At 59.8% G+C, this 14,188-nt stretch carries 9 protein-coding genes; 4 read left to right on the top strand and 5 right to left on the bottom strand.

Annotated features, from left to right (window positions below; translation table 11 throughout):
* Window positions 1-4: 4 nt before the first annotated feature.
* From THALAR_RS13455 to lpdA, 4 genes are all read left to right on the top strand, one after another.
* Window positions 5-1,447 (top strand): nucleobase:cation symporter-2 family protein, encoded by a 1,443-nt coding sequence (locus tag THALAR_RS13455; protein ID WP_021102131.1) that lies wholly within the window; start codon window positions 5-7, stop codon window positions 1,445-1,447.
* Window positions 1,448-1,626: 179 nt separating this feature from the next.
* Window positions 1,627-4,284: a pyruvate dehydrogenase (acetyl-transferring), homodimeric type gene (gene aceE, locus THALAR_RS13450; RefSeq protein ID WP_021102130.1), complete on the top strand. Its 2,658-nt coding sequence runs from the start codon at window positions 1,627-1,629 to the stop codon at window positions 4,282-4,284.
* 23 nt (window positions 4,285-4,307) lie between these two features.
* Window positions 4,308-5,576, top strand: coding sequence for a dihydrolipoyllysine-residue acetyltransferase (gene aceF, locus THALAR_RS13445; protein WP_021102129.1), 1,269 nt, complete (start codon window positions 4,308-4,310; stop codon window positions 5,574-5,576).
* A 12-nt stretch (window positions 5,577-5,588) separates the two neighbouring features.
* A complete protein-coding gene (gene lpdA, locus THALAR_RS13440) occupies window positions 5,589-7,331 on the top strand; it encodes a dihydrolipoyl dehydrogenase (protein ID WP_021102128.1) in 1,743 nt (580 codons plus the stop codon).
* Between the two features lie 50 nt (window positions 7,332-7,381).
* Here the strand turns inward: lpdA and THALAR_RS13435 are convergent, their stop codons facing one another.
* From THALAR_RS13435 to bhcC, 5 genes are all read right to left on the bottom strand, one after another.
* The gene (locus tag THALAR_RS13435; protein ID WP_021102127.1) at window positions 7,382-7,894 is read right to left on the bottom strand and encodes an AmiS/UreI family transporter; all 513 of its coding nucleotides are present in this window, start codon (window positions 7,892-7,894) and stop codon (window positions 7,382-7,384) included.
* A gap of 95 nt (window positions 7,895-7,989) precedes the next feature.
* Complete coding sequence (locus THALAR_RS13430) at window positions 7,990-9,486, bottom strand: nucleobase:cation symporter-2 family protein (RefSeq protein ID WP_040819252.1); 1,497 nt, start codon at window positions 9,484-9,486, stop codon at window positions 7,990-7,992.
* An 81-nt stretch (window positions 9,487-9,567) separates the two neighbouring features.
* A complete protein-coding gene (locus tag THALAR_RS13425) occupies window positions 9,568-11,847 on the bottom strand; it encodes an NADP-dependent malic enzyme (RefSeq protein WP_021102125.1) in 2,280 nt (759 codons plus the stop codon).
* Between the two features lie 100 nt (window positions 11,848-11,947).
* Window positions 11,948-12,916 carry an iminosuccinate reductase BhcD gene (gene bhcD, locus THALAR_RS13420; RefSeq protein WP_021102124.1) on the bottom strand — a complete coding sequence of 323 codons (969 nt, stop codon included), beginning with the start codon at window positions 12,914-12,916 and terminating at the stop codon, window positions 11,948-11,950.
* 101 nt (window positions 12,917-13,017) lie between these two features.
* Window positions 13,018-14,184 carry a 3-hydroxy-D-aspartate aldolase BhcC gene (bhcC, locus tag THALAR_RS13415; RefSeq protein ID WP_021102123.1) on the bottom strand — a complete coding sequence of 389 codons (1,167 nt, stop codon included), beginning with the start codon at window positions 14,182-14,184 and terminating at the stop codon, window positions 13,018-13,020.
* Window positions 14,185-14,188: the final 4 nt, after the last annotated feature.

Genomic DNA, 14,188 nt, shown 5'->3' with positions numbered 1-14,188 from the left:
CACAATGACAGATGCATCCATCGGGACACCGGAGCAACTCCGCGATCCCAACTACACACCGGCGCTTCACCGCGCCATTCCGCTGGGCATCCAGCACGTGCTGGCCATGTTCGTCTCGAACGTGACACCGGCTATCATCATCGCCGGGGCCGCAGGCTTCGGCTTCGGATCGGACGCGGGGGCGCAGGGCTTCCCTGACATGACTTATCTGATCCAGATGTCGATGCTGTTTGCTGGCGTGGCAACACTTTTCCAGACCATCGGTTTCGGTCCTGTGGGCGCTCGCCTGCCTATCGTGCAAGGCACTTCGTTTGCGTTCATCCCGATCATGATTCCGCTGGTTGCCGGGAAGGGCGTCGAGGCGCTACCCGCATTGTTCGGTGGTGTGGTGATCGGTGGCCTGTTCCACACATTCATCGCCACCTTTATCGGCAAGATCCGTTTCGCGCTGCCACCGTTGGTTACCGGCCTTGTGGTCACCATGATCGGTCTGGCTCTGGTGAAAGTGGGCATCCAGTATGCAGCGGGTGGCGTTCCAGCCATCAACCAGCCGGAATACGGCTCTTTGCTGAATTGGTCCGCAGCTCTGGTCGTGGTCTTCGTCACGCTGGCATTGAAGTTCTACGCCAAAGGCATGCTGGCAGTATCGGCCGTCGTCATCGGTATCTTCGTCGGCTACTTCTATGCCATGGCCGTGGGCATGGTGACGCTTGAGGGCATTGCAACCAGCTGGGGTCGCGCTGCACCCGTCGCTTTCCCGGTTCCATTCAAATACGGCTTCGAGATGAGCTTCGCGGCCATCGTCGGTTTCTGTCTGATGGCGTTCGTTTCGGCAGTTGAAACTGTGGGCGATGTGTCCGGTATCACCAAAGGTGGCGCAGGGCGTGAAGCGACCGAGGAAGAGATCTCCGGCGCAACCTATGCAGACGGTCTCGGTTCTGCGGTTGCCGGCATCTTCGGTGGCTTCCCGAACACGTCGTTCAGCCAGAATGTCGGCCTGATCGCCATGACGGGCGTCATGAGCCGTCACGTTGTCACCATCGGTGCGATCTTCCTGATCATCTGTGGCCTGATCCCCAAGGTTGGCGCTGTTATCCGCACCATCCCGATCGAGGTTCTGGGCGGCGGCGTAATCGTAATGTTCGGCATGGTTGTGGCAGCAGGTATTTCGATGCTGTCGGATGTGAAATGGAACCGCCGTAACATGGTGATCTTCGCGATCTCCCTGTCCGTCGGCCTCGGTTTGCAGCTTGATCCCAAAGCGGTTCAGTATTTGCCCGACACGCTGCGTATCCTGATGACTTCGGGCCTTCTGCCCGCGGCGTTGATCGCGATTGTGTTGAACCTGATCCTGCCAGAAGAGCTGTCCGACGAAGCAACGGAAGAGGTTTCTGGCGGCATGGCAGGACACGCGAAAGGCGAACTCGTCAAAGACGGCCACGTCTAAAAAACAGCGCCTCGCTGCGGGCAATCGCGGCGGGGCGCACTGCGGCACTTGCGTATCAAGTGCTTATACGCTTCTCTTGGGAGTCTCGAAAACACCCTGTTCAGGCGCAATGCGGTTCGTGTCTGACCTGAAAATACCCGATTTTCACCGCCATCTGATCGGAAAGGTCGTATACTCCAATGACGATACAAAACAGTGACATTGATCCGGTTGAGAGCCAGGAATGGCAAGAAGCCATTCAGGACGTGATCGAAAAAGACGGTGCCAACAGGGCGCACTATCTTCTGGACAAAGCGGTTCAACAGGCGCGAGCCGCAGGGGCAACCTTGCCGTTTTCCGCGACGACTCCGTATCAAAATACGATCCCCGTTGACGATCAGGCCGACTTTCCGGGCGATCTGGAAATGGAATGGCGCATCCGCACCATCAACCGCTGGAATGCCATGGCAACTGTCGTCCGCCGCAACAAGGAAAGCAGCGAGTATGGCGGGCATATCGCCTCCTTCGCGTCCTCGGCGGTGATGTATGACATCGGGCTGAACCACTTCTGGCGTTCGAAATCCGCGATCCATGGCGGCGATCTGGTCTTCTTTCAGGGCCATGTGATCCCCGGTATCTACGCGCGGTCCTTCATGGAAGGGCGCATCAGCGAAGAGCAGTTGGAGAATTTCCGCTCCGAAGTGAATGGCGGCGGGCTGTCGTCTTATCCGCATCCGTGGCTGATGCCGGATTACTGGCAGTTTCCTACCGTCTCGATGGGTCTCGGTCCGCTAATGGCGATTTATCAGGCACGGTTCATGAAATACATGCACAACCGTGGGTTGATCGACATGGCCGACCGCAAGGTCTGGTGCTTCCTTGGTGACGGCGAAATGGACGAGCCCGAAAGCCGTGGCGCGATTGACCTCGCTGCCCGCGAAGGGCTCGACAATCTGATCTTTGTGGTCAACTGCAACCTGCAGCGTCTTGACGGGCCGGTGCGCGGAAACGGCAAGATCGTGCAGGAACTGGAAGGTGACTTCCGCGGGGCCGGTTGGAACGTCATCAAGCTGCTCTGGGGCAAAGGCTGGGACGAACTGTTGGAAAATGACAGCTCCGGCCGTCTTCGCCAGTTGATGGATGAGACCATCGACGGGGACTACCAGACCTTCAAATCGAAGGATGGTGCCTACATCCGCGAGCATTTCTTCGGCAAGTATCCGGAAACCGCCGCTTTGGTGGCCGACTGGACGGACGAGCAAATCTGGGCGCTGCGGCGTGGGGGGCACGATCCCCAGAAGGTTTACACCGCCTTCAAGAAAGCCAGCGACAATAAAGGCACCCCCACCTGCCTGCTGATCAAAACGGTCAAGGGTTATGGCATGGGCACCAGCGGCGAGGGACAGAACACCTCTCACCAACAAAAGAAACTGGCCGAGGATCAGTTGCGTGCGTTCCGCGACCGCTTCCAGATCCCGATTTCGGACGAAGACCTGCCGAAGGCGCCGTTCGTCAAGCTGAACAATGCGCAGAAATCCTATCTGGCGGACCGTCGCAAAGAGCTTGGCGGCGAATTCCCCAAGCGCGACTGGCGCGATGTGCCGGCGCTGGAAATACCGCCTCTGTCGACCTTTGAAGGCCAGTTGAAAGGGACCGGGGATCGCGAGATATCCACCACCATGGCCTTTGTGCGTATCCTGACGACGCTCCTGCGCGACAAGAAGATTGGCAAGAACATCGTGCCGATCGTGCCGGATGAAAGCCGTACCTTCGGGATGGAGGGGTTGTTCCGCTCGGCGGGTATCTACAACCCGCTGGGGCAGAACTACACGCCTCAGGACGCCGACCAGATGATGTTCTACAAGGAAACGACCAGCGGTCAGGTTCTGCAGGAAGGCATCAACGAGGCGGGTGCCATGGCCGACTGGATCGCGGCGGCAACATCGTATTCCAACCATGGCGTGCCGATGATCCCGTTCTTCATCTACTACTCGATGTTCGGGTTCCAGCGGATCGGCGATCTGGCTTGGGCCGCGGGCGACAGCCGTGCGCGTGGCTTCATGCTCGGCGGCACCGCGGGGCGCACCACGCTCAACGGTGAGGGTTTGCAGCACCAGGACGGCCACAGCCATGTTCTGGCGTCGACCATCCCGAACTGCATCAGCTACGACCCGGCCTTCAGCTACGAGGTTGCGGTGCTGATCCATCACGGAATGGACCGTATGTATGCCAAGCAGGAGGACGTCTATTTCTATCTGACCCTGATGAACGAGAACTACACCCATCCCGACATGCCGATGGGCGCGGAAGAGGGGATCATCAAGGGCCTCTACCGGCTGCAGGAGACCAAGAAGCCGGGCAAGAAGCACGTGAACCTGATGGGCTCTGGCACGATCCTGGTGCAGGCTATCGAAGCGGCGAAAATGCTGAAGGAAGACTTTGGCGTCACCTCCGATATCTGGTCGGCCACCAGCTTCAACGAGCTGGCCCGCGACGGGCAGGACGCCTTGCGGCACAACCGGCTTGACCCGCTTGGCGACAAGCAGGTGCCTTACGTGACGCAGCAGCTTGAGAAAGCAAAGGGTCCGGTGATCGCGGTGACCGACTACATGAAGAACTATGCCGAGCAGATTCGCGCCTTTGTGCCGAATAGCTTCACGGTTCTTGGCACGGATGGCTTCGGTCGGTCCGACAGCAGGGTCAACCTGCGGCGGTTCTTCGAGGTGGATGCAAACCACATCGCGGCAGCAGCCATGACCGAATTGTTCGAGGCGGGCGCTGTCACCAAGGCAGACATGAAAGCCGCCATCAGCAAATACGACATTGATGGCACAAAGCCGAACCCACGGCTCGTCTGAAGACGCCGAAAAGGAGATAGAACATGACAATTGAAGTCAAAGTACCTGACATCGGCGATTTCGACGAAGTGCCCGTCGTTGGCATTCTCGTATCCGTCGGTGACACCGTTGCTGCCGAAGACCCGCTGGTCGAGCTGGAAAGCGACAAGGCCACGATGGAAGTGCCAAGCCCTGCGGCTGGCGTTGTGAAGGAAATCAAGATTTCCGAAGGGGATAAGGTGTCTGAGAGTTCGCTGATCCTGATCCTCGAAGCGGAAGGCGCAGGCGATGCGCCTGCATCCGCTCCGGCAGAAGCACCTGCCGCAGCACCAGCGCCGGCTGCTGCTGCACCGGCGCCTGCGGCGGCGGCACCTGCTCCGGCGGCTGTCACCGATGCAGGGTTCAACAAAGCGCATGCATCGCCATCGGTGCGCGCCTTTGCCCGCCAGCTTGATATCGACCTGAGTAAGGTCAACGGCACGGGCCGCAAGGGCCGCATCCTGCGCGAGGATGTGACCAAGTTCCTGAAATCATCCACGGCGTCTGCACCTGCGTCCGGTGCGGGCGGCGGCGGCATGGGTATCCCTCCGATGCCTACAGTGGACTTCTCCAAGTTCGGTCCGGTTGAAGACGTCGAGATGCCCCGCATCAAGAAATTGTCCGGCCCGGCGCTGCACCGCGCTTGGCTCAACATCCCGCATGTCACCGTGGATGAAGAGGCGGATATCACCGAGCTGGACAAGTACCGCAAGGAACTGGACACCAAGGCCAAGGAAGAAGGCTACCGCGTCACGTTGCTGAGCTTCGTAATCAAGGCCTGCGTTTCGGCCCTGAAAGAGCATTGGGAGGTCAATTCCTCGATCCATCCCGACGGTGACAAGCTGATCAAGAAGAACTTCTACAACATCGGGTTTGCGGCTGATACGCCTCAAGGCCTGATGGTGCCGGTGATCAAGGATGCCGACCGCAAGGGGATCGTGGAGATTTCCAAGGAACTTGGCTCGCTGTCTCTGGCTGCCCGCGAGGGCAAGCTGAAAGGCCCCGACATGCAGGGCGCGACCTTCACGATCTCGTCCTTGGGCGGCATCGGCGGCACTGGCTTCACGCCCATCGTCAACGCGCCGGAGGTTGCGATCCTTGGCCTGACCCGTGCCAAGATGGCACCTGTCTGGAACGGCGAAGAGTTCGTGCCGCGCCTGATGCAGCCCTTGTCGCTGTCCTTCGACCACCGCGCCATCGACGGCGCTTTGGGCGCGCGCTTCAACGCGTCGCTGAAACACCTGCTCGGCGATGTACGCCGGCTGATGTTGTAGGGGGGCGTTCAGATGGAAGTCAAAGTTCCCGATATCGGTGATTTCACCGACGTGCCCGTCATCAGCATTCTGGTTTCCGTCGGTGATACGGTCGCCGAGGAAGACCCGCTGATCGAGTTGGAAAGCGATAAGGCCACGCTGGAAGTCCCCAGCCCCGCCGCGGGCGTGGTGAAGGAGATCAAGCTGTCCGAGGGCGATAAGGTCTCGATGGGCGCTGTCATTCTGGTGCTGGAAGGCGCGGAAGCGGCGGATGCGCCTGCCGAAGCGGCTCCGGCACCTGCGGCGGCTCCTGCTGCCCCGACCGCAACCGCGCCCACAGGCACGGCCACCGGTCCGGGCGATATCCACGCCGAAGTCGTCGTTCTGGGCTCCGGCCCCGGCGGCTATACAGCGGCGTTCCGCGCGGCGGACTTAGGCAAGAATGTCGTGCTGATCGAGAAGAACCCGACCCTTGGCGGTGTCTGCCTGAACGTCGGCTGTATCCCGTCCAAGGCGTTGCTGCATGTGGCAAAGGTTCTGACCGAGGCGGACGAGATGTCGGCCCATGGCATCACCTTCGCCAAGCCGAAGATTGATCTGGACGCCCTGCGCGGCTGGAAGGACTCGGTCGTGGGGCAGTTGACTGGCGGTCTCGACGGTCTGGCCAAGGCCCGCAAGGTGACCACCGTGCGCGGCATGGGGCGCTTTACCGGTCCCAACATGATCGAGGTCACCGGCGACGACGGCACCAAGACGGTCAGCTTTGATCAATGCATCATCGCCGCAGGCTCCGAGCCTGTGGAGCTGCCGTTCATCCCGCATGACGACCCTCGCGTGCTGGACAGCACCGGCGCGCTGGAACTTGCGGATGTGCCGAAGCGCATGCTGATCCTTGGCGGCGGTATCATCGGTCTGGAAATGGCCTGCGTCTATGACGCGCTCGGGTCGAAAATCACTGTCGTCGAGTTCATGGACCAGCTGATGCCCGGCGCCGACAAGGACATGGTCAAGCCGCTGCAAACGCGGATCGCCAAGCGGTATGAAAAGATCATGCTGAAAACCAAGGTCACCGCGATGGAGGCCCAGAAGAAGGGCCTGAAAGTAACCTTTGAGGACGACAAGGGCGAGGTCACGACCGACACGTTCGACAAGGTCCTCGTTTCGGTCGGGCGTCGCCCCAACGGCAAGCTGATCAACGCCGAGGCCGCAGGTGTGGCCGTCGACGAGCGCGGCTTCATCGCCGTCGACAACCAGCAACGCACCGGCGTGCCGCATATATTCGCCATCGGCGATGTGGTGGGCCAACCGATGCTGGCGCACAAGGCGGTGCATGAAGGCAAGGTCGCGGCGGAAGTCTGTGCCGGTCATAATCGCGCGTTCGATGCTTTGGTGATCCCGTCAGTGGCCTATACCGACCCCGAGGTCGCGTGGGTCGGCATTACGGAAACCGAGGCCAAGGCCAAGGGTCTGAAAATCGGCAAGGGCGTGTTCCCATGGGCGGCGTCCGGTCGGGCGCTCTCCAATGCGCGCTCCGAGGGGATGACCAAGGTGCTGTTTGATCCTACCGACGACCGTGCTGTCGGGGCGGCTATCGTGGGGACGAATGCAGGTGATCTGATCGCGGAGGTGGCGCTGGCCATCGAGATGGGTTGCGATGCGACCGATCTGGGCCACACCATCCACCCGCACCCGACCTTGTCGGAAACGGTCAACTTCGCGGCAGAAATGTTCGAAGGGACGATCACCGACCTGATGCCGCCGAAGAAGCGGCACTAGGTCTCAAGCAAATTAAACAGAGAAAAGCGCGCTCCAAAGAGCGCGCTTTTTTAGTTTGCAATGTCGAACAGCAGCACCATGGCGGGAAGCCATGCCGTGAAAATCCCGCAGAACAGTGTGAAGTATGCGGCCAGCTTCTGGATCGGCTTCGCCAGACTGAGAAGCAGAAAGTAGACGAACCACAACGCCGCCCACGCCGCCCAAGAAAAGGCCATCCAAACCGACATGACGCTGTCGGCTTCTATGAAACCCAAGGCCGCGACGGGCAGGACGGTGATGGAGACGAACAGGCTGAACCAGCCAAGGCCACGTCCGTCACAGTTTCGCAGCCTGTTATACGCGACCCATAGGTAGGTGGTTGCGAATAACAAAGTCAGGGCGGCAGCTCTGACGCCGATGATCGTGTCGGCAAAAAGCGCTGTGTGAACAGCCACGAGAAACAAGATCAGCGTGACTACCAGATTGATGATGACGATTTCACGGTCCTCGATCCGGCCTGTAAGCCAGAGGCCGTTGAGGATGAGAACTGCTCCGACGTAGAGTAGGGATAAGCCGAGTAGCATTATAAGTCCTGTCGGTAGGGCGCTTTGGCACCCGTTGAACGAATGAGAGGGGCCGTCTGGCCCCTCTCCCAATCTTCCTGTGCCGAAGGTCGCGGTTAGTGACCGCCATCCGATTGAAGCGCCGCTTCGCGCAATTCATCTTCGGAAATGTCCTTCGCACCGTTGAACACAATGTTCAGGCCGACCGACGCAATCGCCGCCAGCAGGATACCGGAGTCGATCAGTGGCTCGATCGAGTGAGGCAGCCACATGCTGAAGTCCGGGGCGATCAAGGGGATCATGCCCATGCCGAGCGAAATCGCCACGATCAGGCCATTGAAGCGGTTGTTCTTGAAGTCCACCGCGCCAAGGATACGCACGCCGGTTGCAGCAACCATGCCGAACATCACCAGACCGGCGCCGCCTAAAACGGCAACAGGCAGCGATTCAACCAGTGCGCCCATTTTTGGCACAAGACCCAGCACAATCATGATCGCGCCGCCCGCGACGCAGACATAGCGGGAGCGGATGCCCGTTACACCGACCAGACCCACGTTCTGGCTGAACGAGGTGTAGGGGAAGGTGTTGAACAGGCCGCCGATCACGGTGCCCAAACCGTCGGTACGCAGACCTGCGGACAGGGAGGGGCGCTCGATCTTCTTTTCGCACATCTCACCCAAGGCAAGGAACATGCCGGTGGATTCGATCATCACGACGATCATGACAAGTGTCATGGTCAGGATCATGATCGGATCAAAGATCGGCACACCCCAACGCAGCGGTGTAATCAGCTCGAACCAGCCAGCGTGACCGACCTTGTCGAAATGCATGATACCCATGGCGCTCGCAGCCAACGCTCCCACGACGATGCCAATCAGCACCGAGATATTGGCAAGGAAGCCGGTGGTGAATTTCATCACCAAAATGATTGTGGTTAGCACAATAGCGGAGATCAGCATGTTCTGCGGGGTTGCATACCTGATGTTGTCCAACGTCGCTGCAACCTTCAGCCCGGCGGGCATCTCAGGAACAACGCCTGCGCCCAGTTCTTTCACCTGATCGAGCCATGCGGCGTGGGCAGGGTCAACGATGGTTGGCGATGTCGGACCGCCGGGCAGACCGAAGATCCAATTGATGCCCACACGCATCAGCGTGACACCGATCACCAAGATGATCGTGCCTGTCACAACGGGTGGGAAGAACCGCAACATACGGCTGATCAGCGGTGCGATGAGCATTGCGATGAGACCAGCGCCGATAATGGCTCCGAAAATCATCCGTGCGCCCTCAAGGCCCGGATTGGAGGCCGCGATCGAAACCATCGGGCCAACAGAGGCGAAGGTCACGCCCATCATGACGGGCAGCTTGATGCCGAACCACTTGGACGCACCCATCGACTGGATAATTGTAACGACACCGCAAACAAACAGGTCGGCGGAAATCAGAAACGCGACCTGCTCGGGGTTGAGTTTCAAAACCCGGCCAACAATTAGCGGGACCGCGATGGCCCCGGCATACATGACAAGAACGTGTTGTAGTCCGAGGGTGAAAAGCCGCCCGGGTGGCAACTTCTCGTTGACGGCATCAACCGCCGGACTGGCCGTGGCAGTCATAGACATGGGTATCCCCTCCTTAAGTCCAGATGTCGCTCTGGGGCGTGATTACGGAGGGCCGGGTCCACCGACCGGTTGTTTTCAGCCGTAGCTGGAGACGTCAGAACCTGCGAGCGCTGCAATATTTAGCAGCCCGCGCACGGTGACGCCGGGTGTGACGATATGGGCCCTGTTGCCCATCCCCATCAGAATAGGGCCAACTTCCAGTCCGCCTGCCTCACATTTCAGCAGGTTGCGGGCGACGCCTGCGGCGTCGGTGTTGGCGTAGATCAGCACGTTTGCTTTCCCGTCCAGACGGTTGCCGGGGAACAGGCGTTCGCGCAGTTCAGAGTCCAAAGCTGCGTCCGTATGCATTTCGCCCTCGTAGGCAAAATTCAGGTTCTTCGCGTCCAGAATATCCAGACCGGCCCGCATGACACGGCCAGATGCACAGTCGCGGTTGCCAAACTGCGAGCCGGAACACAGTGCGATCTTCGGCTCGTTGCCGAAGCGGCGGACGTGGCGGGCGGCGGCGATGACCGTGGCAGCCAGCGTTTCGGGGGTTTGCTCGGTGTTGATATGAGTGTCGGCCACAAACAGCGGCCCGCTGTCGAGGATCATCAGCGAGAGAGCGGCAACCGGGGTCAGTTCCTTGTTGGCAAGCATCTGTTCGATATAGTTGAGATGCCACTGATACTGCCCGAAGGTGCCGCAGATCATGCTATCGGCGTCACCACGCGCAACCATGACCGCCGCGATCGCGGTGGTGTTCGTGCGCAGCACCGCTTTGGCCAGATCGGGGGTGACGCCGCGGCGCTCCATCTGCTCGTGATAGCTCTGCCAGTAGTCGCGGTAGCGGGTGTCGCTTTCGGGGTTCACGATCTCGAAGTCGCGGCCCGGCTTGATTTTCAGACCGGCGCGTTCGATGCGGGACTCGATGATGTCAGGGCGGCCGATCAGGATCGGCGTATCGACGGTATCTTCGATCATGGCCTGTGCTGCACGGATCACGCGGTCGTCTTCGCCTTCTGCGAACACAATTTTGCGTTGGGACTGGCGGGCCGCCTCGAAGACCTGACGCATAATCAGGGACGAGCGGAAAACCTGAGCTTCCAGCGTGCTGCGATAGGCGTCCAGATCAATCTCTTTGCGCGCGACACCGGAGGCAATCGCGGCCTTGGCGACGGCGATGGCGATGGTTGGCAGCAGACGAGGATCAAACGGTTTCGGGATCAGATATTCCGGCCCGAAGGTCAGCTTTTCGCCCTGATAGGCCTGACCCACTTCGGCCGAGGTCGTGGCGCGTGCGAGTGAGGCGATGGACTCCACGCAAGCAAGCTTCATATCGTCGTTGATATCGCTGGCAGCCACATCAAGCGCACCACGGAAGATGAACGGGAAACACAAGACGTTGTTGACCTGATTGGGGAAGTCGGAACGGCCCGTGGCAATCATTGCGCCTGGCGATGCTTCGCGGGCGAGGTCCGGCATGATTTCCGGTGTGGGATTGGCCAAGGCGAAGATGATTGGGTTCGGGGCCATTTTTTTGACCAGTTCGGGCTTCAGAAGGCCGGGGCCGGACAAACCAAGGAACAGGTCGGCACCGGTCAGCGCTTCTTCAAGCGTGGTTTTGGCGCCGGCGGAGGCAAACTCCATCTGCTCAGGGCACAGGTCAGTCCGGCCCTCGTGCAGCACGCCATCCTTGTCAAATAGGGTGATCGACTTGGCAGGCACGCCCATCTTGCGCAGCATGGTGTGGCAGGCGATGCCGGCGGCACCGGCACCAAGGCCGACGACGCGGATATCTTCGGGCTTTTTCTCGGCCAGACGCAACGCGTTGGTCGCGGCGGCGGCGACCACGATGGCGGTGCCGTGCTGGTCGTCGTGGAAGACGGGGATGTTCATCCGCTCGCGGCAGATGCGTTCCACGATGAAGCAGTCGGGGGCTTTGATGTCTTCAAGGTTAACCGCGCCGAAGGTCGGCTCCAGCTTGCAGACCAGATCGGCAAGCGCTTCGGGGTCCGCCTCGTTCACTTCGATGTCAAAGCAGTCCAGACCGGCGAACTTCTTGAAAAGAACCGCCTTGCCTTCCATGACCGGCTTGGAGGCCTGCGCGCCAATATTGCCAAGGCCCAGCACGGCGGTACCGTTGGAGATGACGGCAACCAGATTGCCCTTGGCGGTATAGCGCACGGCATCAAGCGGGTTTGCCGCGATTTCGGTGCAAGCTTCCGCAACGCCGGGCGAATACGCGCGGGCCAGATCGCGACCCGTGGCCATGGGCTTGGTCGGGCGGATTTCCAGCTTACCGGGGCGCGGGAACTGGTGGTAGTCCAGCGCCGCCTGACGCTCAGATGTCGAGTTTGTCTTATCGAGTGCCATGAGACCTCTCCCAATATTCCTGATCGTGCCGACATCCGGCGTCCTTTTTTGTGGCCAAGCTCAGATCACGCTTAGCCCCTTGAGGCAAAACCGCCGTTCATCAGAAATCGACCTCGATTGCGACGCCTTTTTTGACGGCAAGGTCTACCACGCTTGCCGCAACAGCCAGATCTTGCAGGCCGACGCCTGTGCCGTCGAACAAGGTGATTTCATCATCCGACGTGCGGCCCGGATTTGTTCCGTTGATAACGGCACCCAGTTCCACGATGTTGTCAGGGCGGATCACGTGGTTGAAGATCGCGTGCTGCGCCTCGCCGATTGTGATGGACTGGGCGACCTCGTCAGTGAACACGGTGGCACGGCCCAGCAGGGCGGTTTCGACCTCTTGCTTGCCTTTGGTGTCGGTGCCCATGCAGGCGATATGTGTGCCAGCCGAGACATGATCGGACATCAGAGATGGCTCGAAAGCCGAAGTGATCGAGATAATTACATCGGCGTCGTGGCCCAACTGGTCTAGCTCGACCGCCTCGAACGGCAGGCCTGCTTCGGTGGCGACTTTCTCAATGTTTGGCAGCATCTCGGGGTGGAAGTTCCAGCCGATGACTTTCTCGAAGGGCCGCTGCTCAAGGGCGGCGCGCAGTTGGAACGTGGCTTGGTGGCCTGCACCGATCATGCCGATGACCTTGGAGTCCTTGCGAGCCAGATGTTTGATCGACACCGACGACGCGGCGGCGGTGCGCAGGGCGGTCAGCAGGTTGCCGCCCACCATTGCTTTGACCATGCCGGTGTCAGGGTCGAAGAGGAAAACCGTAGATTGGTGGTTGATGTGACCGTGTTTCTCAAGGTTGTGCGGCCAGTAGCCGCCAGCCTTCAGGCCAAGCGCCATGCCCGCCTTGTCGAAGCCACCCTTGAAGCCATAAAGCGCGTCTTCATGGCCGATCGCCTCGCGAATGACGGGGAAGTTATAGGCATCCTTCGATGCCATCGCGGCAAACACGCCTTCCACGGCGTCGAAAGCTGCTTCGCGGGTCATCAAGTCGGCAATTTCGCGTTCTGGGACGATCAACATGGGCTTTTTCCTTTTGAGTTCGTGCGCCCACATGCGGCTCCCCAAAAAGGGGCCGCATGTGGGAGTCTTACGCTTCGGCAGAGCTGCCGAAGCAATTATTATCAGTATGCTTTGCCGCGGGCCGAGACGGGCCAGACGGTTTCGACTTTGCCGTTGCGCACGCCGACATACCAGTCGTGCACGTTTGCGGTCGGATCGCAGTGACCCGGAACCAGTTTCAGCTTGTCGTTGACCTTCAGCACACCTTTGGGGTCGGCCACGACGCCGTGTTCGTCCGAGCATTTGATGTATTCCACGTCGTCACGGCCATAGATGAAGGGCAGACCGCTATCGACGGACTGCGCCTTGAGGCCCGCGTCTACGATTGCCTTGTCGGCCTTGGCATGACTCATGACCGAGGTCAGAATGAAGAACGCGTTTTTCCACTCACCGTCGTCGATGCGGTTGCCGTCCTTGTCAAGAATGCGACCATAGTCGGCATCCATGAACGCGTAGGAGCCGCACTGAAGCTCGTTGTAGACGCCGGAATTGCTCTCGAAGTAGTAAGAGCCGGTGCCGCCGCCGGAGACGAGATCGCATTCGATGCCTTCGGCTTTGAGACCTTCGATGCCGTCCTTCACTTGGGCGATGGCTGCGTCGAGCTTGGCTTGTCGGTCCTCAAAGCTGTCCATATGTTGCATCGCGCCCTGATAGGCTTGAATGCCGCGGAATGTCAGGTTTTCTGCGTCGCGCACGGCCTTGCCGATTTCCACAACGGCGTCGGTGGTGGTGACGCCGCAACGACCTGCGCCGCAGTCGATCTCGATGAACACACCCAGATTTGTGCCGTGCTTCTTGGCGGCCGCCGACAGATCCGCCACGTTGGCCACATCATCTACGCAGACAATCACTTCGCCGCCGCTGATCTTGGGCATCTGCGCCAAACGGTCGATCTTGGCAGGGTCGCGCACTTGGTTGGAGACCAGGATTTCCTTGATACCGGCGCGGGCAAAGACTTCCGCCTCGGACACTTTCTGGCAGCAAACGCCGACGGCGCCGCCAAGCTCCATCTGCAGCTTCAGCACATCAACGGATTTGTGCATCTTGCCGTGGGCGCGGTGGCGCATACCGTGTGCCTTGGCGTAATCACCCATCTTCTTGATGTTGTACTCCAGCGCGTCAAGATCAAGGATCAGGCATGGTGTCTGGATGTCCGCCTCGTCCATACCGGGCAGGGCAGGAACGTCGAAGCCGACTTCGAGGTCTTTGAGAGATACGTTCGTGTTCATAGCG

It is taken from the genome of Litoreibacter arenae DSM 19593, from assembly GCF_000442275.2.
In the GTDB taxonomy this organism is placed as follows: Bacteria; Pseudomonadota; Alphaproteobacteria; order Rhodobacterales; family Rhodobacteraceae; genus Litoreibacter; species Litoreibacter arenae.
Note: the sequence above shows the minus strand (reverse complement) of the source record. Positions and strands in the feature narration are given on the sequence as shown.